The organism is Phytoactinopolyspora halophila, from assembly GCF_003287285.1.
GTDB classification, from domain to species: domain Bacteria; phylum Actinomycetota; class Actinomycetes; order Jiangellales; family Jiangellaceae; genus Phytoactinopolyspora_A; species Phytoactinopolyspora_A halophila.
Genome location: NZ_QMIG01000013.1, coordinates 1 through 25,882 on the forward strand (window position 1 = coordinate 1; position 25,882 = coordinate 25,882).

23 protein-coding genes are annotated in these 25,882 nt (G+C 67.7%); 14 read left to right on the forward strand and 9 right to left on the reverse strand.

The features are described 5' to 3' along the window. Both tal and tkt read right to left on the reverse strand, forming a co-directional pair. On the reverse strand, nucleotides 1-1,099 hold a 1,099-nt coding region (gene tal, locus DPM12_RS12685; RefSeq protein WP_112258794.1), incomplete at its 3' end, for a transaldolase. A gap of 100 nt (nucleotides 1,100-1,199) precedes the next feature. Next, the gene (gene tkt / locus DPM12_RS12690) at nucleotides 1,200-3,296 is read right to left on the reverse strand and encodes a transketolase (protein WP_245951263.1); all 2,097 of its coding nucleotides are present in this window, start codon (nucleotides 3,294-3,296) and stop codon (nucleotides 1,200-1,202) included. Between the two features lie 183 nt (nucleotides 3,297-3,479). On the opposite strand from tkt, the gene DPM12_RS12695 reads away from it, so the two are divergent. From DPM12_RS12695 to DPM12_RS12710, 4 genes are all read left to right on the forward strand, one after another. Further along, a complete protein-coding gene (locus DPM12_RS12695; protein ID WP_112258704.1) occupies nucleotides 3,480-4,427 on the forward strand; it encodes a heme o synthase in 948 nt (315 codons plus the stop codon). A gap of 158 nt (nucleotides 4,428-4,585) precedes the next feature. Further along, nucleotides 4,586-5,548, forward strand: coding sequence for a MerR family transcriptional regulator (locus DPM12_RS12700; RefSeq protein WP_211658929.1), 963 nt, complete (start codon nucleotides 4,586-4,588; stop codon nucleotides 5,546-5,548). A gap of 105 nt (nucleotides 5,549-5,653) precedes the next feature. Continuing rightward, nucleotides 5,654-6,778 carry an NAD(P)/FAD-dependent oxidoreductase gene (locus DPM12_RS12705; RefSeq protein WP_112258706.1) on the forward strand — a complete coding sequence of 375 codons (1,125 nt, stop codon included), beginning with the start codon at nucleotides 5,654-5,656 and terminating at the stop codon, nucleotides 6,776-6,778. Between the two features lie 79 nt (nucleotides 6,779-6,857). Continuing rightward, nucleotides 6,858-7,634: a hypothetical protein gene (locus DPM12_RS12710; RefSeq protein ID WP_112258707.1), complete on the forward strand. Its 777-nt coding sequence runs from the start codon at nucleotides 6,858-6,860 to the stop codon at nucleotides 7,632-7,634. Nucleotides 7,635-7,670: 36 nt separating this feature from the next. Here the strand turns inward: DPM12_RS12710 and DPM12_RS12715 are convergent, their stop codons facing one another. The 4 genes from DPM12_RS12715 to DPM12_RS12730 all read right to left on the reverse strand — a co-directional run bounded on the left by DPM12_RS12715 (nucleotide 7,671) and on the right by DPM12_RS12730 (nucleotide 11,306). Then, nucleotides 7,671-8,669: a COX15/CtaA family protein gene (locus DPM12_RS12715; RefSeq protein ID WP_158542880.1), complete on the reverse strand. Its 999-nt coding sequence runs from the start codon at nucleotides 8,667-8,669 to the stop codon at nucleotides 7,671-7,673. A gap of 86 nt (nucleotides 8,670-8,755) precedes the next feature. Then, the gene (locus tag DPM12_RS12720; protein ID WP_112258709.1) at nucleotides 8,756-9,529 is read right to left on the reverse strand and encodes an ABC transporter permease; all 774 of its coding nucleotides are present in this window, start codon (nucleotides 9,527-9,529) and stop codon (nucleotides 8,756-8,758) included. Beyond that, nucleotides 9,526-10,458, reverse strand: coding sequence for an ABC transporter ATP-binding protein (locus DPM12_RS12725; protein WP_112258710.1), 933 nt, complete (start codon nucleotides 10,456-10,458; stop codon nucleotides 9,526-9,528). The genes DPM12_RS12720 and DPM12_RS12725 overlap by 4 nt, the downstream gene beginning before the upstream one ends. A 44-nt stretch (nucleotides 10,459-10,502) precedes the next feature. After that, the gene (locus DPM12_RS12730; protein ID WP_112258711.1) at nucleotides 10,503-11,306 is read right to left on the reverse strand and encodes a hypothetical protein; all 804 of its coding nucleotides are present in this window, start codon (nucleotides 11,304-11,306) and stop codon (nucleotides 10,503-10,505) included. A gap of 218 nt (nucleotides 11,307-11,524) precedes the next feature. Between DPM12_RS12730 and DPM12_RS12735 the strand changes: the two genes are divergently transcribed. The 8 genes from DPM12_RS12735 to DPM12_RS12770 all read left to right on the forward strand — a co-directional run bounded on the left by DPM12_RS12735 (nucleotide 11,525) and on the right by DPM12_RS12770 (nucleotide 18,644). Next, on the forward strand, nucleotides 11,525-12,208 hold the full coding sequence (locus DPM12_RS12735; protein ID WP_211658930.1) for a helix-turn-helix transcriptional regulator: 684 nt from the start codon (nucleotides 11,525-11,527) through the stop codon (nucleotides 12,206-12,208). A gap of 45 nt (nucleotides 12,209-12,253) precedes the next feature. Continuing rightward, entirely contained in the window at nucleotides 12,254-13,666 is a 1,413-nt protein-coding gene (gene sufB, locus DPM12_RS12740; protein ID WP_211658931.1) for a Fe-S cluster assembly protein SufB, read from the forward strand. A 58-nt stretch (nucleotides 13,667-13,724) separates the two neighbouring features. Continuing rightward, entirely contained in the window at nucleotides 13,725-14,954 is a 1,230-nt protein-coding gene (gene sufD, locus DPM12_RS12745) for a Fe-S cluster assembly protein SufD (protein ID WP_112258714.1), read from the forward strand. 47 nt (nucleotides 14,955-15,001) lie between these two features. After that, a complete protein-coding gene (gene sufC, locus DPM12_RS12750) occupies nucleotides 15,002-15,760 on the forward strand; it encodes a Fe-S cluster assembly ATPase SufC (protein WP_112258715.1) in 759 nt (252 codons plus the stop codon). A gap of 133 nt (nucleotides 15,761-15,893) precedes the next feature. Beyond that, on the forward strand, nucleotides 15,894-17,159 hold the full coding sequence (locus DPM12_RS12755; protein WP_425467593.1) for a cysteine desulfurase: 1,266 nt from the start codon (nucleotides 15,894-15,896) through the stop codon (nucleotides 17,157-17,159). Continuing rightward, the gene (gene sufU / locus DPM12_RS12760) at nucleotides 17,153-17,605 is read left to right on the forward strand and encodes a Fe-S cluster assembly sulfur transfer protein SufU (protein WP_112258716.1); all 453 of its coding nucleotides are present in this window, start codon (nucleotides 17,153-17,155) and stop codon (nucleotides 17,603-17,605) included. The genes DPM12_RS12755 and sufU overlap by 7 nt, the downstream gene beginning before the upstream one ends. 95 nt (nucleotides 17,606-17,700) lie before the next feature. Further along, nucleotides 17,701-18,018 (forward strand): metal-sulfur cluster assembly factor, encoded by a 318-nt coding sequence (locus DPM12_RS12765; protein ID WP_112258717.1) that lies wholly within the window; start codon nucleotides 17,701-17,703, stop codon nucleotides 18,016-18,018. Continuing rightward, complete coding sequence (locus tag DPM12_RS12770; RefSeq protein ID WP_112258718.1) at nucleotides 18,015-18,644, forward strand: HAD family hydrolase; 630 nt, start codon at nucleotides 18,015-18,017, stop codon at nucleotides 18,642-18,644. The genes DPM12_RS12765 and DPM12_RS12770 overlap by 4 nt, the downstream gene beginning before the upstream one ends. Nucleotides 18,645-18,762: 118 nt before the next feature. Here DPM12_RS12770 and DPM12_RS12775 read toward each other — a convergent pair whose 3' ends face one another. Together DPM12_RS12775 and DPM12_RS12780 are read right to left on the reverse strand one after the other, a co-directional pair. Then, the gene (locus DPM12_RS12775; protein WP_123788440.1) at nucleotides 18,763-19,767 is read right to left on the reverse strand and encodes a LacI family DNA-binding transcriptional regulator; all 1,005 of its coding nucleotides are present in this window, start codon (nucleotides 19,765-19,767) and stop codon (nucleotides 18,763-18,765) included. Next, on the reverse strand, nucleotides 19,760-22,366 hold the full coding sequence (locus tag DPM12_RS12780; protein WP_112258720.1) for a glycoside hydrolase family 2 protein: 2,607 nt from the start codon (nucleotides 22,364-22,366) through the stop codon (nucleotides 19,760-19,762). Before DPM12_RS12780 ends, DPM12_RS12775 begins: the two co-directional genes overlap by 8 nt. Nucleotides 22,367-22,613: 247 nt before the next feature. On the opposite strand from DPM12_RS12780, the gene def reads away from it, so the two are divergent. After that, on the forward strand, nucleotides 22,614-23,159 hold the full coding sequence (gene def / locus DPM12_RS12785; protein ID WP_112258796.1) for a peptide deformylase: 546 nt from the start codon (nucleotides 22,614-22,616) through the stop codon (nucleotides 23,157-23,159). A 97-nt stretch (nucleotides 23,160-23,256) separates the two neighbouring features. On the opposite strand, the gene DPM12_RS12790 is transcribed toward def, so the two are convergent. Then, nucleotides 23,257-24,696, reverse strand: a complete 1,440-nt coding sequence (locus DPM12_RS12790) for a uracil-xanthine permease family protein (RefSeq protein ID WP_112258721.1) — start codon at nucleotides 24,694-24,696, stop codon at nucleotides 23,257-23,259. A gap of 209 nt (nucleotides 24,697-24,905) precedes the next feature. Between DPM12_RS12790 and DPM12_RS12795 the strand changes: the two genes are divergently transcribed. After that, nucleotides 24,906-25,829: an AAA family ATPase gene (locus DPM12_RS12795; protein ID WP_112258722.1), complete on the forward strand. Its 924-nt coding sequence runs from the start codon at nucleotides 24,906-24,908 to the stop codon at nucleotides 25,827-25,829. Nucleotides 25,830-25,882 lie beyond the last annotated feature (53 nt).

The following is a 25,882-nucleotide window of genomic DNA, read 5'->3' on the forward strand; positions in this document are numbered from 1 at the left end:
TCGCGCTCACCGACTCCAGCAGCTCGTTCCAGCTGGACTCGAACTTCTTGACCCCTTCCCTTTCCAGCACGCGACTGGCGTCGTCGAGATCGACACCGAGCGCGATGAGCGCATCGAAGGTGCGCTGGGCGTCGTCGATGTTCGGCCGGATCGTGTCGCCGGTGATCTCGCCGTGGTCGGCGACGGCTTCAAGTGTGGACTCGGGCATGGTGTTCACCGTGTCCGGGGCCACCAGCTCGGTGACGTAGAACGTGTCGGGGTAATCGGGGTTCTTCACCGACGTCGACGCCCAGAGGGGGCGCTGGCGTTTCGCGCCCGCCGCTTCCAGGCGTTTCCACCGATCGTCTGCGATGACTTCCTCGTACGCCGCATACGCCAGCCGGGCGTTAGCGACAGCCGCCTGCCCGCGCAACGCGAGAGCGGACGGATTGCCCAGCCGTTCCAGCCGCTTGTCGATCTCGGAGTCGACGCGGCTGACGAAGAACGACGCTACGGAGGCCACGCCGTCCAGCGACTTCCCGGCTTCGAGGCGTTGCTCCAGCCCGGCCTGATAGGCGTCCATCACGGCGCGGTAGCGCTCGATCGAGAAGATCAACGTCACGTTCACGCTGATCCCGTCGGCGATGGTGGCAGTGATGGCGGGCAGCCCTGCCTCCGTAGCGGGGATCTTGATGAAGATGTTCGGCCGATCGACGATTTCCCACAGCTCACGTGCCTGCTCGATCGTGGCGTCGGTGTCGTGTGCGAGCCGGGGATCCACCTCGATCGAGACGCGGCCGTCGACGCCCCCGGTGCGCTCCGCGACCGGAGCCAGGACGTCGGCGGCAGCCCGTACGTCGTCGGTGGTCAACGCACGTACGGCAGTATCCGCGTCCGAGCCCTGCTCGGCATGAGCACGTAGATCGTCGTCGTAGAGGCTGCTCTTGCTGATCGCTGCCTGGAAGATCGTCGGGTTGGAGGTGATGCCCACCAGATGGCGGTTGTCGATGAGGTGTTGCAGGTTCCCGGTATCCAGCCGGTCCCGGGACAGGTCGTCGAGCCAGATGGCAACGCCCTCGTCGGACAGCCGGGCCAGGGGGTCGGCCGTGGTATCGGTCATGGTGATCAGCTCCATCGCTTTCGTTGTGCGTGCCGTGTACTCCGAGCCCTGTGACGAGCCCTGCGATCTCCGATCCCGGGACGCACGGACGTCGGACGGTTCAGCGGGCGGCGGCCAGGGACTCCTTCGCGGCGGCGACGACGGCTTCGGGGGTGAAACCGAACTCCTGGAAGAGTGTCTTGTAGTCCGCCGATGCCCCGAAGTGTTCGAGGCTGACCGCCCGACCCGCGTCGCCAAGGAACCGGTGCCAGCTCATGGCGACCCCGGCCTCGACCGAGACGCGCGCCCGCACGTCCGGCGGCAGGACCGATTGCTGGTACGCGGTGTCCTGCTCGTCGAACCATTCGTGAGACGGGAACGAGACCACTCTGGTACGGATACCCTCTGCCTGCAATTGTTCACGGGCCGACATGGCGAGCTGTACCTCCGAGCCGCTCGCCATGATCAAAACATCGGGCTCGCCGCCCTCGGCGTCGGCGAGCACGTACGCGCCGCGCGCGACACCGTCGGCCGAAGCGACCACGCTGCGGTCGAAGACGGGAATGCCCTGACGGGTCAGCGCGATACCGGCCGGACGGTGGCTGCGTTCGAGGATCGTCTTCCAGGCGACCGCCGTCTCGTTGGCATCGGCGGGGCGGACGACGTCGAGACCGGGAATCGCGCGCAGCGCCGAGAGGTGTTCGACGGGCTGGTGCGTCGGGCCATCTTCCCCCAGACCGATCGAATCGTGCGTCCACACGAAGGTGACCGGGATCTGCTGCAGCGCGGCGAGCCGAACCGCGGCCCGCTGGTAGTCGCTGAAGATGAGGAAGGTCGCGGCGTAGGGACGGGTCAGCCCGTTGAGCGCGATACCGTTGGCGATCGCCCCGCCGGCAAATTCGCGGACACCGAAGTGCAGCGTGCGCCCGTACGGGTGCCCGGGGAACATCTCGCTGGAGCGCTTCTCGGGCAGGAAGCTCGGTTCGCTGGTGACCGTAGTGTTGTTCGAACCGGCGAGGTCGGCCGACCCACCCCAGAGTTCGGGCAGCTCCGGCGCGATCGCGTTGAGTATCTTGCCCGAGGCCGCGCGCGTGGCGATGCCCTTCTCCGACGGCTCGAACTCCGGCAGCGCCTGTTCCCAGCCCGCGGGAAGCTCGCGCTTGTTCAGCCGCTCCAGCAGGGCGGCGCGCTGCGGGTTGGCTTCCTTCCAGGCCGCGAAACGTTCCTCCCATTCGGCGTGCAGCTTCTCGCCGCGCTCCACGGCGAGCCTGGTGTGATCGAGAACCTCCGGGTCGACGTCGAAGCTCTTCTCCGGATCCGCTCCCAGGATGCGTTTGGTGGTAGCCACCTCGTCGGCGCCGAGGGCCGAGCCGTGGGCGGCGCCGGTGTTCTGCTTGTTCGGCGCCGGCCATCCGATGATGGTGCGCACGGCGATGAAAGACGGCCGGTCGGTGACCGCCTTCGCGGCCTGCAACGCATCGAAGATCGCCTTCGGATCCTCGCGGTACTCCGGGCCCGCCGTGAAGTCGACCACCTGGGTGTGCCAGCCGTACGCCTCGTAGCGGGCGACGGTGTCCTCGGTGAAGGCGATGTTGGTGTCGTCCTCGATGGAGATGTTGTTGTCGTCCCACAAGACGATCACGTTGCCGAGCTCCTGGGTGCCCGCCAGGGAGCTGGCCTCGGCGCCGACACCTTCTTGCAGGTCACCGTCGGAAGCGATCACGTAGACGTGGTGATCGAAGACGCTTTGGCCGGGCGCGGCGTCGGGGTCGAGCAGGCCGCGGACGCGGCGTGTGGCGAATGCCATACCGATCGCGGAGGCAAGGCCGGTTCCCAGCGGCCCGGTGGTGACCTCGATGCCGTCGGTGTGCCCGTACTCGGGATGTCCCGGCGTCTTGGACCCCCACGTGCGCAGCCCCTTGATGTCGTCCAGTGTGACGTTGTATCCAGCGAGGAAGAGCTGGATGTACTGGGTCAGACTGCTGTGCCCGGCGGAGAGCACGAACCGGTCACGTCCGAGCCACGCGGAGTCAGACGGATCGTGGCGCAGGACACGCTGATAGAGGGTATAGGCCACCGGAGCCAAGCTCATTGCCGTACCCGGATGACCATTGCCGACCTTCTCCACCGCGTCCATGGCGAGCAGCCGTACCGTGTCGACCGCCCGATCATCGAGCTCGGACCATGGGAAATCGGCGGAGGCAGGTGTCGTGTTCACTGGCGTGTTATCCCTTCCGTCGTGCCGTTGGTCGAAGCCGTGGCCACAGGGCCCGACGTCGAGCCTAATCCCCATGACCGACGTGCATGCCCGCTCGGTCGTTTGAAAAGGTCCATCGTTAGACTCAACAGAGCCCGTGCGGCGGATGTTTCCGCATCCCCAGAATGCCCGACCACCCGAAGGATGATTGTGACGGCCGTGGACCACCGCGTTCAGTCGCCGCATGACGTGGGCCCCTCGGCCAGCTGGCGCGAGGTGGTCGGTGCGTATATCTCGCTCATGAAGCTGCGGGTCATCGAGCTGCTGCTGGTGACCACGCTGCCGGCTATGGTGCTCGCCCAGGAGGGCCTTCCGCCCCTGTGGCTGACCATGGTCACGCTCCTCGGGGGCACGTTCGCCGCCGGGAGTGCGCACGCGTACAACCAGGTGCTTGAGCGCGATATCGACGCCGTGATGCATCGCACCCGGCGCCGGGTGGTGACAGCGTCGATCGTGTCGCCACGGGCGGCGTTTGTCTTCGCCACCGCGTTGCTGGTCGCCGCCGTGGTGATGATGCTCGTGTGGGTGAACCCGGTGGCGGCGGCGCTCACCGCCGTGGCCAACCTGTTCTATGTCCTGATCTACACGGTGCTGCTCAAGCGGCGGACGACGCAGAACATCGTGTGGGGTGGCGTCGCCGGATGCCTGCCGACCCTCATCGGGTGGTCGGCCGTGACCGGCAGTCTCGCCTGGCCACCGGTGTTGCTGTTCCTCATCGTGTTCTTCTGGACGCCGCCGCACTACTGGCCGCTGGCGATGCGCTACCGCGAGGACTACGAGCGTGCCGGGGTGCCGATGCTGCCGGTCGTCGCGTCGGCGCGGAGGGTGGCCGCGCAGATCCTGGCGTACTCCTGGGCCATGGTGGTTACGTCGCTCGCGCTGTGGCCCGTAGCGGGTCTGGGATGGCTGTACGGGGTCGGTGCGGTGCTGACCGGGACCTGGTTCCTCGCCGAGGCGCACCGCCTCTACGGCCTGGCGCGGCGCGATTCCCACGGGGCGGGGCTAAAGGCAATGCGCCTGTTTCACGGCTCCATCACCTACCTGACGCTGCTGTTCGTCGCCGTCATGGCCGACGTCCTCGTCTTCGCCTGATCGTCTTCACCGTTTCCACCTGCTCCCACCCGCTGATCATGAACACTAGGCCACCTATGGGCGGGCTCAAGCGGTGCTTGCAACGTTCATGCTCAGCGGAAAGCTCGCGTGAATTCGATTTGAGTCTCCAGTGGCTGGAGGGGTCAGGGTTGGACAACGTGAATGCAGGCGACACGTGGCTGACCATCGGTGAACTGGCGCGGCGCACCGGCCTTCCGGTCAAGACGATCCGCTACTACGCCGACATCGGCCTCGTGCCGCCGACGGACAGATCCCCAGGGGGTTACCGGCAGTACGACGCTACTGCCGTCGCGCGCCTGGACTTCGTGCGGACGCTGCGCGAGCTCGACGTGGACCTGGCATCCATCCAGGCCGTTCTGGATCGGACGCTGAGCCTGTCGGACCTCGCGGCCCGGCATGCCGCGGCGCTCGACGCCCAGATGCGCATCGTGCGCACGCAGCGATCGGTGATGCGCGCGGTCGCCCAGATGGGGATCGACGACGAGAAGGAGCTGGTCGTGATGAACAAGCTGGCCCAGCTGTCGGCCGCCGAGCGGCAGCGGATCATCGACGAGTACTGGGACGAGGTGTTTGACGGACTCGACGTCGACCCGGAGGTCGCCTCCAAGATGCGCTCGGTGCAGATCGAGCTGCCGGACGAGCCGAGCCAGGAACAGATCGACGCGTGGATCGAGCTCGCCGAGCTCGTCCGGGACCCGGACTACCGGCAACGGTCCCGTGAGATGGCACGGATCGCGCACGACGCGCGCAGCTCTGGGGAGCAGGTGGCGCCGTCTGCCGCGGAGCAGCGGGAGTTGTTCGCTCGCATGACGTCGGTGGTGCAGCCCTTGCGCGAGGCCGGCGTGGAGCCGGAGTCGGAACGGGCGCAACGCGCCATCGGTGAACTCGCCGAAGCGTTCGCCGCGGCCCGGGGCACGGCCGACGACACCGAGTTCCGCGCGCAGCTGGCCGACGAGATCTCCACGTTCTCCGATCGCCGGGTGCAGCGATTCTGGGAGCTGGTCGGTGTCGTCAACGGATGGCCGGCGCACGAGTCGGGCAGCAGGGACGTGGCGCCGATGGAATGGTTCGTGGCCGCATTGCGTGCGAGCTCGGCGTAGCGTGCACGGCGAACCACGCTGACATCGGAGCTGACCTCCGAGGCTGAATCTCGCGGGCGGTGCCGGCTGAGCTAGCGGGCACCGCCTGCGAGAGGATCGGTGACCATGACGAGAGTCGCGGTCATCGGGGCTGGAATCGCCGGGGCGAGCGCCGCCTATCACCTCGCGGACGCCGGCGCGGACGTCGTCGTCGTGGACGATGCCAGGAACGGACGGGCGACGTCCGCGGGTGCCGGCATCCTGACGCCGGTCAGCGCGCGTCCCACCGACGACGTCAAGAGCCGGTTCATGTTCGAGGCGGTACGCCACTACCTGGACATGATCCGCTCGTTCGAGCGTGCCGGGCACGACGATCACTCGTACGGGGCCGTAGGGCAGCTGATCCTCGCGCTGGAGGACGCCCAGCTGGCGGACCTGGATGGCGTCATGCAGCGCGCGGAACGGTTGACCGCGGAGTACGGCGTGGCCGGTGCGGGTACCCCGTACCGGCTGCCGGCGCGCGAGCTGGCTGCCCGCTTTCCACGGGTGTCGTCGACGGCGGCAGGTGCGGTGTGGCTGCCCCAGGTGGCCCGGATCGACGGGCATACCATTCGCGAGCTGCTGATGCACCTGGCCGTCGAGCGGGGCGCGCGGCTGATCGATCAATCCGCGGACGCGCTCCTCACCGACGACGGCTGTGTGCGCGGCGTTCGCACGCCGGAGGCGACGCTGTACACCGATCACGTCGTCCTGGCCGGCGGAACGTGGTCGGCCGGGCTCGCGGCGACGGCCGGCGTCGACCTGCCCGTGTACCCGCAGCGCGGGCAGATCGTGCACCTGCGCATGCCCGGCGGCTCGGCATTGCCGGTGATGAGCGCGTTCAACCGGTGCTACCTCCTGTCGTTCCCGGGAGATCGGGTGGTGATCGGAGCCACCCGGGAAGACGACAGCGGATTCGACCCGCACGCGACGGTCGGCGGTATCGACATGCTGTTCGATCGTGGCCGGGCGGTGGTGCCGGCCGTGCAGGAGGCCCAGTGGCTGGAGGTGCGAGTGGGACTGCGTCCGGCGAGCCCGGACGGCGAGCCGTTCATCGGACCGGCGACTGGAGTGGCCGGGCTGTGGCTGGCCACCGGATTCGGGCCACAGGGGCTCACACTTGCACCGCGTGCGGGCCAGCTCGTCGCCGCATCGATCCTCGGCGAGTCCGCCGACATCCCGGGCATCTTCGCACCCGATCGCCCGCGCTGACCGTGCCATCTCGCCCGGACGGCTCCGACTCGCCGGAACGGCTCCGATGATTCCGGAGCGAACTGGCACGATATGGACCGTGACAGACGAGCAGAACGCACGAGCCGCCGCGTTGCCGTGGCCGCCCGGGTGGCGATGGACGAAGCGGCGCGCACGCGCATATCGGGCGCGGGGCACCGGCCAGGTCCGAACCGTGAACGTCGACGTCGATGGCGCGCGCGAGCCTGCCGTGCTGCTGCCGATGCGGCGCACGTCCCGGCTACAGGGAATCGGGTTCGCCGTGCTGGGCGTGCTGTTCGCCGTCATGACCGGCGTCGTGGCCGTCGCCGGCGTACTCGATCGGGAATGGACGGCCGTTCCAGGCGTGTTGGTGCTGGGCGCTCTCGCCGGGATCTTCGGCACTGCGGCCGTGGCGGGGCTGCGCGGCCGCAAAGATGCCATGCCCGGCCTGCGCCTGACTCCCACGCGGGTGGTATTCGACGGCGGCGTTCCGGCGCATGGCCAGCTGGCCGTGTCCTGGAACGAGATCCGCGACATGCGTGCTTTCGTGGTCCGTTACGGCATGCGGCGGATCCTGCCGCGGCCGTGGCACAACTGGCTCGGTATCGACGCGCACGATCCGTCGACGGTCCTCGGGGGTGCGGGGCACGCGGCCGCGGCGCGCATCACTCGGGCCATGAACAGCGACACCGTGATCGCGGTTCCCGACAAGAGGTTCGCGATGAACCCGCTGGTCGCCTTCCACGCCGTCGACTATTACCTGAACCATCCGGCTGTCCGTGGCGAGCTCGCCACGCATGACGGTGTCCGGCGCGTCGCGGGCTTCGACGATCAGGTGGTGCCGGAGTCTCGCTGACCTCGACGGGTTCCGTCACCACGGGTAGCTGAAACGTCACTCGCTTGCTGCTGGCTGACGTGCTGGACGAGCCGACGCGGGCGGTTGCTCGGGTGGCATCCAACGGGTGACATACCACGTGTCGACGGCCGCCATGACGATGAGTGCTGAGCCGGCAAGGTGCAGGGCGACGAGCACCTCGGGCAGCCCCAGCCCGTATTGCATCCCGCCGATTGCGCCCTGGACCACGAGAACGCCGACGAGCCGGGCGCTCGCGCGAGCCGCGTGGGGAGCGGAACCGGAGAGCCGGGCGGCGAAGAACACTCCGATCGCCAGGCCGAGTGTGAACACGGCGGCGTGGACGTGGAACTGCGTGACGGTGGTGATGTCGAACCCGATGCGCGGGGCGTCGGGGTCACCAGCATGCGGGCCGCTGCCGGTGGTGACGGTCCCCATGTAGATGGTTATGGCAACCGCCGCGAGCATGACCAGGGCGAGGCGTTCCAGCCACGGGGTGCCGGCCGGCTGGGGCGGGACGGCAGCGGGACGCCGGGCGCGGCGCACCATCACCGTGGCCACGCCGACGAGCACCGCCGAGACCAGGTAGTGGAACTGGACCACCCATGGATTGAGCCCGGTCCACACGGTGATGCCGCCGATCACGGCCTGCGCCGGGATGACGCCCAGCAGGAAGATGGCCGGATAGAGCAGGTCGCGCCGCGGGCGATGCGAGACGAGAGTACGCACGACGGCGAGCAACATGGCCAGCGCGACGACACCGAGAACGAAGGTGAGCAGGCGGTTGCCGAACTCGAGCGCGCCGTGGCTGCCCATCTCCGGCGACGCCGTCCAGGACTCCTCCGTGCAGCGCGGCCACTCGGGGCATCCCAGCCCCGAATCGGTGAGGCGAACCGCCCCGCCCGTGACGATGATGCCCGCCTGGGTGGCCAGCGACGCGTAGGCCAGGATGCGCAGGGCGCGCTCGGACGGCAGCGGCAATCGGCGCAGGGCGCGCGACAACGCGGACGGCGGGGCATCGGGACTCTGGCTCGTCACCGTGTCATGGTACGAGGTGGGCATGATCGGATCGGCGGCACCTTCGCCCGGTCTGGCCGGCTCGTGCCCGTTTGGCCCGGTCCCGCTCATTCCCAGCGAAACCAGCGGGCAGCGGCGGCGAATCCCGCAACTGCCCAACCGGCCAGTATCGCCACCCCGGACCAGGGAAGGCCGGAACCGTCGGCGAGGACGGAACGCAGCCCGTCGGCGAGCGCGCCGGCCGGGGTAGCCATGAGAACGGGCTGCACTCCGTCCGGGAATTCGTCCAACGGGATGATGATCCCGCCGAGCACGAGCAACAACAGGTACACCAGGTTTGCCGCCGCCAGGGTCGCCTCGGCGCGCAACGTGCCCGCCATGAGAAATCCGAGACCGGCGAAGGCGAGCGTGCCGACGACGATCAGAGCCAGCACGGCGAGGACCGACCCGGTGGGACGCCAGCCCAGCGCAGCCCCGAGACCGCCAACGAGTGTCACCTGTAACGCCTCGACGACGAGCACGGTCAGCGCCTTGGCGATCAGCAGTGCCGAGCGCGGCAGCGGCGTGGTCGCCAGGCGCTTGAGCACGCCGTACCGGCGCTCGTACCCGGTGGCGATGGCCAGCGACGTGAACGACGTCGACATCACGGCGAGCGCCAGGATGCCAGGGACGAGGAAGTCGAGACGCGAGTACGCGCCGGTGTCGATCACCGGCACGAACGCCAGCAGCGCGAGCAGCGTCACCGGGATGACGGCGGTGAGCAAGAGCTGTTCGCCGTGGCGCAGGAGCAGCCGGGTCTCGAAGGCGGTCTGGGCCACCAGCATTCGCCAGACCGGTGCTGCACCGGGTGCGGGCCGGTACCGGCGTTCCGTCGTCGTCATGACCCGGTTCCTGGCTCGGCGCCGGTGAGCTTGATGAAGACGTCCTCGAGCGAGGTACGTCCCACCTGGAGCCCTTCAGGCATCACGTCGTGCGCGGCACACCACGAGGTGATCGTCGCCAGCACACCGGGATCGACGGTGGTCGCCACGACGTATGTCCCGGGCGAGACTTCCTGGACGCTCGCGTCTTCGGGCAGCGCGTCGCGCAACGACGCCAGGTCCAGCCGGGGCCGGCCGTTGAACCGTACGGTCGACTCGTCGTCCTCGGTCAGCTCCGCCGGGCTGCCCTGCGCGACCTGCTGACCGTCGTGGATGATCACCACATGGTCGGCGAGCCGCTCGGCCTCCTCGATGAGGTGCGTGCAGAGGACGACGGTCACGCCGGCGGCGCGCAGCTCGCTCAACGTGTCCCACACCGAGCGGCGCATCCGCGGGTCGAGTCCGGCCGTTGGTTCGTCGAGGAAGACGAGCTCGGGCCGGCCGACCAGGGCCGCGGCGAGCGCTACCCGCTGGCGCTGCCCGCCCGAGAGGCGGCGCATGGGCGTGCGGGCCGTGTCGCCGAGCTCGAGTTGCTCCACGAGTGTGGCGACGTCGAGTGGGGTGGCGTGCAGGCGGGCTAGGTGGCTGAGGAGTTCGACACCGCGCGCGCCGGGGTAGAAGCCGGCGCCTTCCTGGAGCATGACGCCGACACGGGGACGCAGCCGCCGGGCGTCGCGCTGCGGATCGAGGCCGAGGACGCGGACGGTTCCGGAGTCGGGGCGGCGGTATCCCTCACAGCATTCGATGGTGGTGGTCTTGCCGGCGCCGTTGGGTCCGAGCACCGACGTGATCGTGCCGCTAGGTATGGTGAGCGACAAGCCGTCGACGGCGGGCACGCGGCCATAGCACTTGACCAGCGATTCGATCTCGACGGCTGCAGAGGTGCTCACGCCCGCGAGTCTGGCACGCTTTCACCGGTGCGGACGTTCCCGGGTCACGGCACGCCGTACGTGTGCCAGACATCGCCTGGGATGAGGTCGAGCACGTCGCACATGGCATCGAGCTGTCGCTGGACGAGTGTGGCGCGCATGTAGCCGCGACTGTAGGACAGCATGACGTCGCCCTCGATGCGCCATGACCAGGTCCCGGACCTGGCCAGCAGGCGCACCATTTCCGGATGCAGCAGGCTCCGGGCGAAATCGGGATCCGGGCACACGACTTTGTACTGGTTGTCGAAGAACGAATCGCCGGTCTCCACGCGGTCGAAACCGAATGCCCGGGCGAGCCTGCCACCGAGGAGCCCTTCCGGCCCGAGTGAGATGGGTGGCAGCGAGAGCGGCAGTTCGATCACGAACACACGGTGATGGAAGGTCGACGTGCTCCTGCCCCGGCCGAGCCGTGCGACGGAGTGCTTGCCGAACCGGCCCGCTTGGGCGTGTCCGCCACCGCCGCGGAGTTCGTTCCCGGTGTAGCGAGCGCTGCCGGGGTGAGACTGCGGTTCGTCGAGCGCGGGTCCCGGGGGCGGACCCATGGTGTAGGAATACTGAAAGGCGGTGAACGGCCGTCCCCGGTACTCGCCCGAGACGACGTCGCGTGCTTTCATATCGCGCCCGACGTCCCGGAACGGCGGACCACTCCAGCGGGTGGTCAAGTTGTCGTTCCGCTCAACCCAATGCCAGCCGTATGACATCGCCAGCTCGCGGATGTCTTGCTTTCGTCTCTGATGCATCCGGCGGTTCCAGACGACCGCGGCCGCCACCGCGAGCCCGATGACGACGAGGATGATACCGCCTTCCATGGCCCCTCCAGCCCGTGTGGCTACAGCTGAACGCTTCCCGGGGCGTTCTCGTGCCTGCGAGAACACCGCGCCCGGCTGAGTATGGTTCAAGTCTGGCAGAACCCGGGAGTACGCGCACGGTAAGGTAAGCCTGACCTGCGTGACTGACGCCACCAGGGCCTGTGGGCCGGGGATTTGTCTCGCGGCCGGAAATAGAGCACGATGGTGTTGTGAAAAATGTGCGTACGGCTACCGAGGCGGCAGAGGAGTCCTCCGTCGCGCAGGAGTCGCACGCGCGCACACGGGAACGTGTAGCCCGCGCGATTCTGGAGAACGGGCCGTCTACGGCGGCGGCACTCGCAGATCAGCTCGGGCTGACTCCGGCAGCAGTGCGACGGCATCTGGACGCGCTCCTCGCCGACGGCGTGATCGAGGCTCGTGAGCAGCGAGTGTACGGTCAGCGTGGACGCGGGCGCCCGGCCAAGGTGTTCGTCATCACCGATGCCGGGCGCGACGAGTTCGAACAGGCCTATGACGACCTCGCGGTGGGGGCATTGCAGTTCCTCGCCGACACCGGGGGAGAAGAACTGGTTGCGGCGTTCGCCCGGCACCGCGTCGCCGACCTCGAACGCCGGTACCGACCGGTCATCGAGGCGGTGGAGCCGGCGGAACGCACCAGGGTGCTGGCCGAAGTGCTCAGTGACGACGGCTACGCGGCGTCGGCGGACGAGTCGCCGGTGACGGACGGGGAGCAACTGTGCCAGCACCACTGTCCGGTGGCGCACGTCGCCGAGCGGTTCCCACAACTGTGCGAGGCCGAGACCGAGGTGTTCGCGCGGCTGCTGAACACTCATGTGCAGCGGATCGCGACGATCGCTCACGGCGACGGCGTCTGCACGACGCACGTGCCTCGAAGCCCGTAGCCTCGAGGCAGCACACGGACGATTCCTGAGGAGAGGATCTCGCATATGACCACCACAGCCCACCCGGAGCTCGAAGGTCTCGGCCGGTACGAATACGGCTGGTCCGACCCGGACACCGCCGGCGCGGCGGCAAAGCGCGGTCTGAACGAGGACGTCGTCCGTGAGATCTCCGCGCAGAAGGGTGAGCCGGAGTGGATGCTCGACATCCGGCTGAAGGCCTTGCGGCTCTTCGAGAAGAAGCCGATGCCCACGTGGGGCGCCGACGTGTCGAACATCGATTTCGACAACATCAAGTACTTCGTCCGTTCCACGGAGCAGCAGGCGACGTCCTGGGACGAGCTTCCCACCGACATCAAGAACACCTACGACAAGCTGGGCATCCCAGAGGCGGAGAAGCAGCGGCTGGTCGCCGGTGTCGCGGCGCAGTACGAGTCCGAGGTCGTGTACCACCAGATCCGCGAGGACCTGGAGCAGCAGGGTGTCATCTTCATGGACACCGACACCGGCCTGCGCGAGCACCCGGAGCTGTTCAAGGAGTACTTCGCTTCGGTCATCCCCGCGGGTGACAACAAGTTCTCCGCGCTGAACACGGCAGTCTGGTCCGGTGGCTCGTTCATCTACGTGCCGAAGGGCGTGCACGTCGACATCCCGCTGCAGGCCTACTTCCGGATCAACACGGAGAACATGGGCCAGTTCGAGCGGACGCTGATCATCGTCGACGAGGACGCCTACGTCCACTATGTCGAGGGTTGCACCGCCCCGATCTACTCGTCGGACTCGCTGCACAGCGCCGTCGTCGAGATCGTGGTGAAGAAGGGTGCGCGCGCCCGCTACACCACCATCCAGAACTGGTCGAACAACGTATACAACCTGGTCACCAAGCGGGCGACGGCCGCCGAGGGCGCCACCATGGAGTGGGTCGACGGCAACATCGGCTCCAAGGTGACCATGAAGTACCCGGCGATCTGGCTGATGGGAGAGCACGCCAAGGGTGAGACGCTCTCGCTCGCGTTCGCCAGCGAGGACCAGCACCAGGACTCCGGGGCCAAGATGGTCCACATGGCGCCGAACACGTCCAGCTCGATCGTCTCCAAGTCGGTCGCCCGCAGCGGTGGGCGCACGTCGTATCGGGGCCTGGTTCAGGTCATGCCGCGAGCGACGGCCAGCGCCAGCAACGTGTTGTGTGACGCGCTGCTGATCGACACGGTTTCGCGTTCGGACACATATCCGTACGTCGACATCCGCAACGACGACGTGTCCATGGGCCACGAGGCCACGGTGTCCAAGGTCAGCGAGGATCAGCTGTTCTACCTCACCAGTCGCGGCATTCCCGAGGACGAGGCGATGGCCATGATCGTGCGTGGTTTCATCGAGCCGATCGCTCGTGAATTGCCGATGGAGTACGCGCTTGAGCTCAACCGCCTGATCGAGCTGCAGATGGAAGGGGCGGTCGGCTGACGCCGACGCCCCGACATCGCCGGATACCGTACAACGTCAAGACCAGGACCAGGAGCAGATGAGCACCGCTACCGAAACGCCGGCACAGCACGGCCTGACCGCCCACTCTCACGGTGCCGCAGCCGATGAGAAGGGCAGCGCCCAGAGCGCCCTCGATCGGTTCGCCTCGTTCGACGTCGCCGACCATCCCGTGCCACATGGCAAGGAAGAGGAGTGGCGATTCACACCGATGAGCCGGCTGCGCGGCCTGCACGATGATGCCGCCCTGGACGGCGGGGACGTCGCGGTGTCCGTCGATGCCGATCCGCAGGTCACGGTCGAGACCGTGGGAGCAGACGACCCCCGGCGGGGGACGTCGAGCTACGTTCCCGTTGACCGTCCCAGTGCGCGGGCGTGGGAGGCGGCCGAGAAGGTCCTGGCCGTGGACATCCCGGTCGAGGCCGAGATCGAGCGGCCGACGTTCGTGCAGCTGAGTGGCTCGTCGGCGGAACAGGGCGCCGCTGGGCACATCGTCATCACGGCCGGGCGGCACAGCAAGTCCGTCGTCGTCCTCGAGTACGGCGGCTCGGCCGCCCTGGTGGACAACGTGGAAGTGGTCGCCGGCGATGGCGCGGAACTCACCGTGGTCACCGTCCAGGATTGGGCGGATGATGCCGTTCACCTGTCGCATCATCACGTGCGCACCGGTCGGGATGCCACGGTGAAGCACGCGATCATCACGTTCGGTGGCGACCTCGTGCGAACGGGGACGACGCTGAACTACGCCGGTCCCGGTGGGGATGCGACGCTGCTGGGGCTGTACTACGCCGACGCTGGTCAGCACATCGAGAACCGGCTCATCGTCGATCACAACACGCCGAACGGCACCAGCGACGTCGAATACAAGGGAGCGCTGCAGGGGAAGAAGGCACACGCGGTGTGGATCGGTGACGTGCTGATCCGCAAGGAGGCTCTGGGGATCAACACCTACGAGCTCAACCGCAACCTCGTGCTCACCGACGGTGCCCGGGCCGATTCCGTGCCGAACCTGGAGATCGAGACCGGTGAAATCGAGGGTGCCGGGCACGCCAGCGCGACCGGCCGCTTCGACGACGAGCAGCTGTTCTACCTGCAGGCCCGGGGCATTCCCGCGGACCTCGCCCGCAAGCTCGTCGTCCGCGGCTTCTTCGCGTCGTTGATCAACCGGATCGGCGTCCCCCAGCTGACCGAGCGGTTGATGGCAACGGTCGAGCGCGAGCTCGCCGTCGTCGAGGCGATGGCCTCTGATGACGCGTCCGGCGGCGCCTGACCCCACCCAACCTGGTACGAGATTCGAAACGAGGCAGAAACGAGCTGATGAGTACTCTCGAGATCCGCGATCTGCACGTGTCCGTCGAAGGGGAGAACGGGCCGGTGCAGATCCTGCACGGCGTCAACCTCACCGTGAACACGAGCGAGACGCACGCGATCATGGGACCCAACGGTTCCGGAAAGTCCACACTGGCCTATGCCCTGGCCGGGCACCCGAAGTACACGGTGACGTCGGGCTCGGTCACGCTTGACGGCGAGGACGTGCTGGACATGACCGTCGACGAGCGGGCACGGGCCGGCCTGTTCCTGGCGATGCAGTACCCGGTGGAGGTGCCGGGCGTGTCGGTGTCGAACTTCCTGCGCAGCGCGAAGACGGCGATCGACGGTGAGGCACCGAAGCTGCGGACGTGGGTCAAGGACGTCAAGAACGCCATGGAGAACCTGCGCATCGACGAGAACTTCGCCGAGCGCGAGCTCAACACCGGGTTCTCCGGTGGTGAGAAGAAGCGTCACGAGATCCTGCAGTTGGAGCTGCTGAACCCGACGTTCGCGGTGCTCGACGAGACCGACTCGGGCCTGGACATCGACGCGTTGCGGATCGTCTCGGATGGCGTCAACCGTTTCACCTCCGGTGGCGACAAGGGCGTCATGTTGATCACGCACTACACGCGGATCCTGCGCTACATCAAGCCGGACCACGTGCACGTGTTCATCGCCGGCCGGATCGCCGAGGAAGGCGGTCCCGAACTGGCCGAGAAGCTCGAGGAGCACGGCTACGAGGGCTACGTGGGCGCATCCGCCTGACCAAAGCTTTCCGAATGATCATGTTTGGTACGTTTCTCCGACCCGTAACACGCCTACAGCCGTGTTACGGCCCGAGAAAACGTACCAAACATGATCATTCGGAGGCAGGCTAAAATAGAGGAGGCAAGAGGTGGTGCACCAGATGGCTAGCCCGCTCGACGTCGATCGCGTTCGCAAGGACTTCCCGATCCTCGAGCGCAGGCTGGCCGGTGACCGGCCGCTCGCTTATCTCGACTCGGCCAACACCTCCCAGAAACCCCGCCCGGTGCTGGACACCATCGCCGAGCACTACGAGCGGCACAACGCGAACGTCGCCCGGGCCGTGCACCAGCTCGGGGAAGAGGCCACGGCCGCCTACGAGGGAGCCCGGGACAAGATCGCCGCGTTCATCGGCGCGCCGAGCCGGGACGAGGTGGTCTTCGCGAAGAACGCCTCGGAGGCGCTGAACCTGGTGGCGCACACGCTGGCCAGCGGGCTGGCGGAGGACCCGTGGTACCGGCTCGGGCCGGGTGACGAGATCGTCATCACCGAGATGGAGCACCACTCGAACATCGTGCCCTGGCAGCTCGTCGCCCAGCGCACCGGCGCCACGCTGCGCTGGTTCGGCCTCACCGACGACGGCCGGCTCGATCTCTCCACGATCGACGACGTGATCAACGCGCGGACCAAGGTCGTCTCGTTCGTGCACCAGTCGAACATCGTCGGGACCATCAACCCCGTGTCACGGCTCGTCGAGCGCGCCCACGACGTCGGCGCGCTCGTCGTCGTCGACGGCTCGCAGGCCGTACCGCACATGCCCGTCGACGTCACCGAGGCCGGCGCGGACCTCTACGTCTTCACCGGGCACAAGATGTGCGGTCCGACCGGGATCGGCGTGCTCTGGGGACGCCGGGAGGTGCTGGACGCCCTGCCGCCCTTCCTGGGTGGCGGCGAGATGATCGAGACCGTGGCCATGGAAGGCTCCACGTTCGCGCCCGTGCCGCACAAGTTCGAAGCCGGTACGCCGCCCATCGCGCAGGCCGTCGGACTGGGTGCTGCGGTGGACTACCTGAGCGGCCTCGGAATGGACAAGGTCCACGAGCACGAGCGGAACATCACCGCCTACGCACTGGAGCGGCTGCGTGACGTCGACGGCGTCACCATCATCGGACCGGACACGAGCACCGACCGCGGCGGCACGGTGTCATTCACCGTCGATCGTGTGCACCCGCACGATGTCGGGCAGCTACTCGACGAGGATGGTGTCGCGGTGCGTGTCGGGCATCACTGCGCCCGGCCGGTCTGCCTGCGGTATGGAATACCGGCGACGACGCGTGCGTCGTTCTATCTGTACACGACGAGCGCGGAGATCGACGCATTGATCGACGGAATCGAACGGGTGAAGAGGTTCTTCTGGTGAGTGAGTCCCTGTACCAGGAGATTATCCTGGACCACTACAAGAACCCGAACGGTCGGGGCTTGCGCGAGCCATTCGACGCCGAGTCCCACCACACCAACCCGACATGTGGTGACGAGATCACCGTGCGGGTGACGCTGGATGGCAGCACGGTGGCCGACGTCTCCTACGACGGGCAGGGATGCTCGATCAGCCAGGCATCGGCCAGCGTGTTGCACGAGCTGCTGACCGGGAGCGACGTGCAGCAAGCCTTCGACGTTGAGGCCGCGTTCGTCGAGCTCATGCAGGGCCGGGGTGAGGTCGAACCAGATGAGGATATCCTCGGTGACGGCGTCGCGTTCGCGGGTGTCGCGCGCTATCCCGCGCGGGTGAAGTGCGCGCTCCTGTCGTGGATGGCGTTCAAGGACGCGGCCGCCCGGGCAGTGGCCGGCGGGGAGGCGCATCGTTGAGATGTCGGCCTCGCCTGCGGTTTCGCTGCTCGCTGATGTCCGTGTCGACCCGCGTCGGCATCGATCGGATGCCCCGATAGGAGGCGTGAGTTCTCATGACTACCACAGTTGACCTGGAAGATCTGAAAGAGGCACTACGAGACGTCGTGGACCCCGAGCTCGGCGTCAACGTCGTCGATCTCGGTCTCGTCTATGGCGTGAGCGTCGACGAGGACAACGTCGCGACTCTGGACATGACGCTGACCAGCGCGGCGTGCCCGCTGACCGATGTGATCGAGGAACAGGCCAAGTCCGTCACCGATGGCCTGGTCAGTGACTTGCAGATCAACTGGGTCTGGATGCCGCCCTGGGGCCCCGAGAAGATCACCGACGAGGGACGCGAGCAGTTGCGCGCACTGGGCTTCAACGTATGAGCCCACCGCGGACCGTCGTCTTCGACCTGGGCGGCGTGCTCGTCGATTGGAACCCGCGGTATCTGTACCGGCAGCTGCTGCCGACCGACGACGATGTCGAGTGGCTGTTGGCGGAGGTCACCACGGGCGCATGGAACAAGGAGCAGGATCGCGGCCGGTCGTGGGCGGAGGCCGTCGAGAAGCTCAGCGCACAGTTTCCCGAGTACGCAGAGCTGATCGCTGCCTATGACGAGCGCTGGGACGAGATGCTCGGCGGCGCGTTCGGTGGAATGGTGGAGATCCTCGACGAGCTGCGGACAACAGGTGTCGGGCTCTACGCGTTGACCAACTGGTCGGCGGAGAAGTTTCCCATCGCCCGGGAACGTTACCCGTGGTTGTCGTGGTTTCAGGGGATCGTGGTCTCGGGCGAGGAGAAGCTGGTCAAGCCCGATCCGCAGATCTATCGCGTGCTTCTCGAGCGCTACGGTATCGAGCCGGCCTCGACGGTGTATCTCGACGACGTGTCCGCGAACGTGGCGGCAGCCCGCGAGCTCGGAATGGTCGGCCTGCACGTTACCGGTGATGATCCGGAGCGGGCCCGGGCCGAGCTGGCAGAGATGGGGCTGGTTTCTGCGTCCCGTGAGTGATCGGTGTGGAGTTTCCGTACGTCCTGCGTGGACAAACGGCCGCTATCACGACCTTTTCTCCCCGCAGCCCCGACCGAAACTCCACACCGAACGACGGCTGGAGTAACCAGGCTGGCCGTCACGGCGGTGGGGCAGTGGTGTCGCGAACGACCAGCGACGCTCCCTGCACGGCGGTGAACACCGCATCGTCCGGATGGGTCAGCCGGTGCCGCAGCATGGACACCGCGAGACGGCCCATCGCGCGGGTGTCCACGGCCACGGTGTCGAGACGCGGGCGCATCAGGCTCGCCGCCTCGATGTCGTCGAACCCGATGATGGAGACCTGGCGTGGTACCCGGTCCCGTAGCTCTCCCATGAGTTCCAGGGCGACCGCGTCGTTCGCCGTGACGAACGCCGTCGGCGGGGGCTCCTGGTCGAGCGCCTGGACGGCGGCCGCGACACACGGCCCGGGCGTGTGGTGCTGCCCGTCGATGTACCAGGGTTCGAGCCCTTCCGCCAGCATGGTCCGCGTGTAACCGTCGCGTCGTTCGAGTATTGACGGGAAGGCCGCGGGATTCGTCCCGACGAGCGCGATTCTTCGGTGACCGAGGCCGATCAGCCGGGAGGTCGCGGCGGCCGTCCCACCCATGTTGTCGCTCACCACGCCCGGGAACATGCCCGGCTCCGCGGTGTAGCTGTCGACCAGTACCACCGGCCACCGGCTCAGCAGGCGAATCGTCTCGGCACTGACGAACGTCCCGAGGACGAGGAAGCCCCGGATGTGGGGGGCCTCGACGAGGCGGGGCGTGCTGACCGGATTCAGCTGATCGTCCACCGTCAGCGAGTCCAGGCGCAGGTCGGCATCGATCGTGGCGCATTCCTCGGTGATGCCGGCGATGACGGATCCGTAGAAGGCATCGGACTCGATGTGGTCGCGTTCTCTGGCGCGGACCAGGACGCCGATCGCGCCCGGGCTGCTCGTGGAGGAGCGCGCCCGGTAGTCCAGCTCGTGCGCGATGTCGAGCACACGCTGACGTGTCGTGTCCCCGACGCCGGGCTTGCCGCGCACCGCCAGCGACGCCGCGGCCAGCGAGACCCCGGCGCGCTCGGCGATGTCCGCCAGCGTGGCACGGGACTCAGGCACGGTCGTTCGCCGCCCGTATGACGAGGTGCCCGTCGGCGCCCCAGCCAGAGCCGGCCCCGCCCGCGGTACCCGTCCCGGAGCCGTCCGCAGCGGCGGCACCGCGGCCAGCTACGAGTGTGGTGCCCGCTCCCACCTCGGCGGCCCGGACGGTGTCGATCTCGAAGCGGTGCCGTTCACCGGGGAGCAACGTCACCAGCTGGCTGTCGACGACGGCGTCCGGATCGAGCTGGTGAGCGAACAGGCACAGGTCACGGATCAGGGATTCGGCCTGGACAGTGACGCGCACCGTGTTCTCGCCGGGGATGGCGTCTACCTCGGCGTGCCAACGGGCCGGGGTCTGCACGAGCTCCCGGTCCCGTTCCCAGGCCCAGGAGGCCCGGTGGCCGTCCACCGTGGCCAGGAGCAGCTCGCGTCGGGAGTCGGCCGGTGTGCGCAGCTGCACGGGTAGCGGCACGGACGTGGCGGCGTCGGCGTCGACGGCGAAGTGGAGCGAGCCGGTGGCGAGCTCGTGACCGGCGAGATCGACGCGTCGCACGTCGAGGGTTCCGGACCACGGCAGCCGGGAGTCGTTGACGACGACGCAGGTGAGTTCCCCATCGATCGGCTCGATGACCAGGAGCCGGTCGGCGAACACGCGCCGGGCGGCGTACCAGGAGAGCTTGCGCCGTCCGGCGACGTCGACGACGGCCCAGGAGATCGCCGGCCAGCAGTCGTTCAGCTGCCACCAGATCGCGCCGGAACAGCGCTCGTGCAGGCTGCGCAGGTGCCCGACGCCGGTCTGCAACGCCCGTGCCTGGTTGAGCTGGCCGAAGAAGTGCCAGTCGGCGAACTCCGGCTGGGGCCCGAAATGCTGGTTCAGCCACCCTTCGAACTTGGCGGGGCCGTCGTGTGCCTTCTGGTGATGCAGGAGATCCGGGTTGTGCGGGTCCAGCGGGCGGGACGTGATGGCGTCCGCCAGCGTGGGATAGGCAGCGGGCCCCTGGAACCCGAATTCGGCAACGAAACGCGGCTGGTGTTCGAGGTAGTGGGGATAGTCCCGCGCGTTCCACACATCCCAGATGTGTACCGGGCCGTGTGCCGGGTCGTTCGGGTGGCGCTCCACGTCGTTCGAGGTCGGGCTGCCGTCGATGTAGGGTCGCCGGGGATCGAGCCTGCTCACGATGTCCGGCAGCAGGCTGGTATACCAGCCCAGTCCCCACGGGCGGTCGCCGATCTCGTCGGGCCAGCCCCAATCCCACCATCCCCAGAGGCACTCGTTGTTGCCGTTCCACAGGGCGAGGCTGGGATGCGACATCAGGCGGTTGACGGCGTCGACGGCCTCGTGACGCACTTCGTCGGCGAGCTCGTTTTCCGGGTAGGCCGCGCACGCCATGGCGAAATCCTGCCAGACGAGCAGGCCGCGCTCGTCGCAGACGTCGTAGAAATCGTCGCTCTCGTAGATCCCGCCGCCCCAGACCCGGACGAGGTTGGCGTTTGCGGCGAGCGCGTCGCCGAGACGGCGCTCGTAGCGATCGCGGTCGACGCGGGATGGGAAGGTGTCGTCGGGAATCCAGTTGAAGCCGCGGACCCAGAGCCGCTCGCCGTTGACCACGAGGGCCCACCGCGTGCCGTCGTCGACGGTCGTGGTGTCGATCTCGATCGTGCGAAAGCCCAGCCGGCACTCGTGGTGATCGGTGTCCTCGCCCGCGACGGACGCGGTCACGGTCAGCGTGTACAGCGGCTGCGCGCCGCGGCCGGCGGGCCACCACAGCTCGACGTCGGCGACGTCCAGGCGCAGCTGCGCGGTATCCGCGTCGTCGTGGACGACCGTCTCGGCGACGACGCCGGCGACCTGCGCGCGGACGGCGACGTCGTTCCCCGATGGGCCGCCTGACCGGCCGTGCGGCGCGCCACGTTCAAGGTCGACGGCGAGGTCGACGACGCCGGTCCCGTCTGGTCGCACGTCCACCGACGGACGTATGGCGGCGAGCCGCGCCCCGGTCCACGTTTCGAGCCAGACGGGTCGCCAGATTCCCGAGGTGGTGAGCCGCGGTCCCCAGTCCCAGCCGAAGTTGCACGCCATCTTGCGGACGAAGTTGAACGGCTGCCGATAGGAGTTGGGCAGGTCACCGAGCGCGTCCCGGCGTGCGGCCGCCGACGTGGCCGGCGCCGCGAAGGTCACGACGAGCTCGTTGCCGGTGGTACGGAGCAGGTCCGTGACGTCGAGGCGGTAGGTGCGGTGCATGTTCTCCGTCGTTCCGAGCTGCTGGCCGTTGAGCACGATGGTGGCGAACGTGTCGAGCCCGCCGAAGACCAGGTCGGTGCGCTGCCCGGGAGCGGGCGGGTCGTGGTCGAATTCGAGGCGATACGTCCAGTCGGTCTCGCCGACCCAGTACTGGAGGTGCTCGTTGCGGTCCACGAGCGGATCTTCCAGCAGCCCGTGTGCCAGCAGGTCCATGTGGACGCAGCCGGGAACGGTGGCCGTGAGGGCCTCGGTTCCCGCGGGGACGGTGGAGCCCGAACCGTGAAGGCGCCAGCCCTCGCCGAGCTCGCGGCGGGCCGGCAGGGTGGTGATGCCGGAAACGGTGGTCGTCGTGGTGGGGGAGGGATCGCTAGCCATGATTCCGGCGACGCTAGCGGCTCCTGATGGATCGGGTCAATGTTTTAGTAAACTTTTAGTTATCCTGGACTGGGGCGGGACGGGCCCTGATGCCCTCGCGCGATGATCGTTTACGGTTCACTCCCGGGTGGCCTGTATCCTCCGAGTGGTTGACGTATCACGATGTTTGCCGGCGACGACCTGCGGTGCGGGTGACCGGAGGCATCCCGGAGATGAACGCAGGAAGCGAACACAGGAGGTGGACCAGGTGGCAGTACGGCCGATCCGGCTGTTCGGCGATCCGGTACTCAGAACCCGGGCCGAGCCGGTGGTCGAGTTCGACAAGGAGCTACGTGGCCTGGTCAGGGACCTCACCGACACCATGCTCGACGCCGGCGGCGCCGGCCTGGCGGCGCCACAGCTGGGCGTGTCGCTACGTGTCTTCACCTACGACGTCGAAGGCGTCGTCGGCCACCTGATCAACCCGGAGTTGCAGCTTTCCGGGGAGGAGCAGTTCGGCCCGGAGGGCTGCCTGTCCATCCCCGGTCTGGAGTATGACTGCCGGCGCGCGCTTCGCGTGGTCGCCAAGGGATTCAACGAACACGGCGATCCGGTGACGATCGAAGGTTCCGAGCTACTTGCCCGGGCCATCCAGCACGAGACGGATCACCTGGACGGGATCCTGTTCATCGACCGGCTGGATCGGGAAGCGCGCAAGGCCGCGATGAAGGCGATCCGGGAGGCCGAGTGGGCAGGGGAGGAGCCACCCGAGGTGAAGGTGTCGCCGCATCGGACGTTCGGCCACGCGACCTAGGTTCTCGCTTCCCTCCTGACCCGCTGATCATGAACGCTAGCCGGCCCTCAGAGGCCGGCTAGCGTTCATGATCAGCAGGTTCGGGGGTGCGGCGGTACTAGTCGTCCGCGGCCTCGCCGACCGGGCCGTGCGTCTCTTCGGTACGGGGGATGCCCCGCTCCTCGGGAGTGCCCGGGATGAGGTTGTCGAGGATCAGCCCGAAGATGGCCGCAACCGCCATGCCGGTGCTGCCGACGGTGGTGATCACGTCACCGAGCCACTCGGCCCAGCTGATGTGGATCTCGACGCCCTCGAAGTATGCCGGCACGGAGAGGCCCATGAAGAGGATGAACCCGACGATCAGCAAGTTGCGCTGGCTAGTCATATCGGCCTGGGTGAGGTTGGACAGCCCGATGGCCGCGATGAGCCCGAACAGCGTGCAGTACAGCCCGCCCACGATGGGTGTCGGGATGGTCGCGATCACCGCGCCGAACTTGGCGACGAATCCCAGGATGATCAGCAGCCCGGCGGCGATGTAGACGACTCTCCGGCTCGCCACCTTGGTCATGGCGACCAGGCCGAGGTTCTCGGTGTAGCTGGTGGAGGCGAACCCGCCGAAGAGGCCCGTGGTGAGGCAGCCGACACCCTCGGCGCCGATGCCCCGGCTGATCTGCTTCTCCGTGGGGTGGTCCTTGCCGATGGCCCGCGAGATCGCGTGGTAGTCGCCGAACGACTCGATCATGGACGCCAGGTACCCGGCGAGGGTTGCCAGGATGAAGCCCAGTGCGAACTGCGGCCAGCCCCAGGGCAGCAGGATTCCGCCGTCGCCGATGACGAAGCTCCGGATCCATGGCGCGTCGCCGACGCTGTCGAAGCTGATGTAGGCGGGATTGTCCTCGCTGATGATCCCGGTCACGCTGATGAACAGCGCGACGAGGTAGGCGGTGAGCACCGCGAGCAGGATCGGGAACAGCGAGAAGAACCGCACGCGCGGTGCCAGGATCAGCGCGAAGCCCAGTGACGCGACGATGGTCAGCCCGCCGATCCACCAGTTCAGCGCCGCATCCGGCGCGCCGTTCTCGAACAGCGCCAGCCCGATGAGCGCGATGACCGGGCCGATCACGACGGGACTGATGAACCGCCGGATCTTGCCGAACAGCCCGGTGTAGCCGAGGACTATCTCGAGAACGGCACCGGCGATGATCGCACCGGCGATGTACTGCATGCTCACGTCGCCACCTTGCTCGACGGTGGCGGCGATGATGGCGAAGAACGGGCCCAGGAAGGCGAACGACACCCCCTGGATGATCGGCAACCGCGTGCCGAATCGAGCCTGGATGAACGTGGCGATGCCCGAACAGATCATGACCGAGCTCACGAGGATCGCGAGCTGGTCGGGCGACATCTCCATGGCCGGGCCGAGGATCAGCGGCACCGCCACGGTCGCACCGAACATGGTCAGCACGTGTTGTATGCCCAGCCCGAGGCCGGCCAGCGGCTTGGGGACGTCTTCGAGTCCGTAATTCAGGTCTACCGGCTTGCTCGAGGTCGTGCTCATAGGCCCCTCCTGATGTCCGTCCGAGCGCCGGCATCCCGGGCCCGGCGACGTCGGTTTGATGTGATATGTGCCCGCCGGTTGAAATTTCTGGGATAGGAAGCTACAGGTGCACCGCTCCAGGGTCACCTGGTGACATTCACGACACGCACACCAGCTCGACTGGCAATATTCGCCATGGTGAGCCCGGACATATGGCATAGCGTTGATGCATGACCGACATCGTGAACCAGGCTGGCAACGCCGATCCGCCACCCGGGTACGAGGACCTCGCTTCGCCCGATGAGCTGGGGCGACGCCTGGACACGGCGGGGTATCTGAGTGACGGCGGGCTCTCCACCGCCGCGTTCCTGGCGCTGCGGATGGGACGTCCCCTATTCGTCGAAGGCGAGGCCGGCGTCGGGAAGACGTCGCTGGCACACGCCCTGGCCAGCGCGTTACAGGTCCCTCTCATCCGGCTGCAGTGCTACGAGGGTGTCGACGCCGCCCAGGCGTTATACGACTGGGACTTTCCGCGGCAGTTGCTGCACCTGCGCGCGGCGGAAGCGGCCGGGATCAGCGACGTCGAGCGCCTCGAGCACGAGCTGTACGATCGGCGGTTCCTCCTGGCGCGGCCGCTGCTGCGGGCGCTGGAAGAGGCGCCGTGCGTGCTCCTGATCGACGAGATCGACCGGGCCGACGACGAATTCGAGGCGTTCCTCCTGGAGATCCTCTCGGATTTCACCATCTCGATTCCCGAGGTCGGGACCGTGCGGGCGGACGTCCCGCCACTGGTGGTGGTCACCAGCAACCGCACCCGGGAAGTGCACGACGCGTTGAAGCGGCGGTGTCTCTACCACTGGCTGGGCCATCCCACGATGGAACGCGAGATCGCCGTGATCCGGCGACGGTTGCCGGACGTGAGCGAGCAGCTGGCCGGCGACGTCGCCCGCATCGTGCACCGCCTGCGCGAGGCCGACCTGCTCAAACCGCCCGGCCTGGCCGAGTCGATCGACTGGGTGGCGGCGTTGTCGTCGCTGGGTGCCGTGGAGCTCGACGCCGATATTGCCGCACGCACCCTGGGCGCTGTATTGAAGTATCAGGAGGACACCGAACGTATGCGGGCGGAGGTGGCCGAGCTCGTCGGGCAGGTGTGACGCGGGTGCGCGGGCAGCGACGAACGGGACGGACGACGATCGGCGCAGACGGG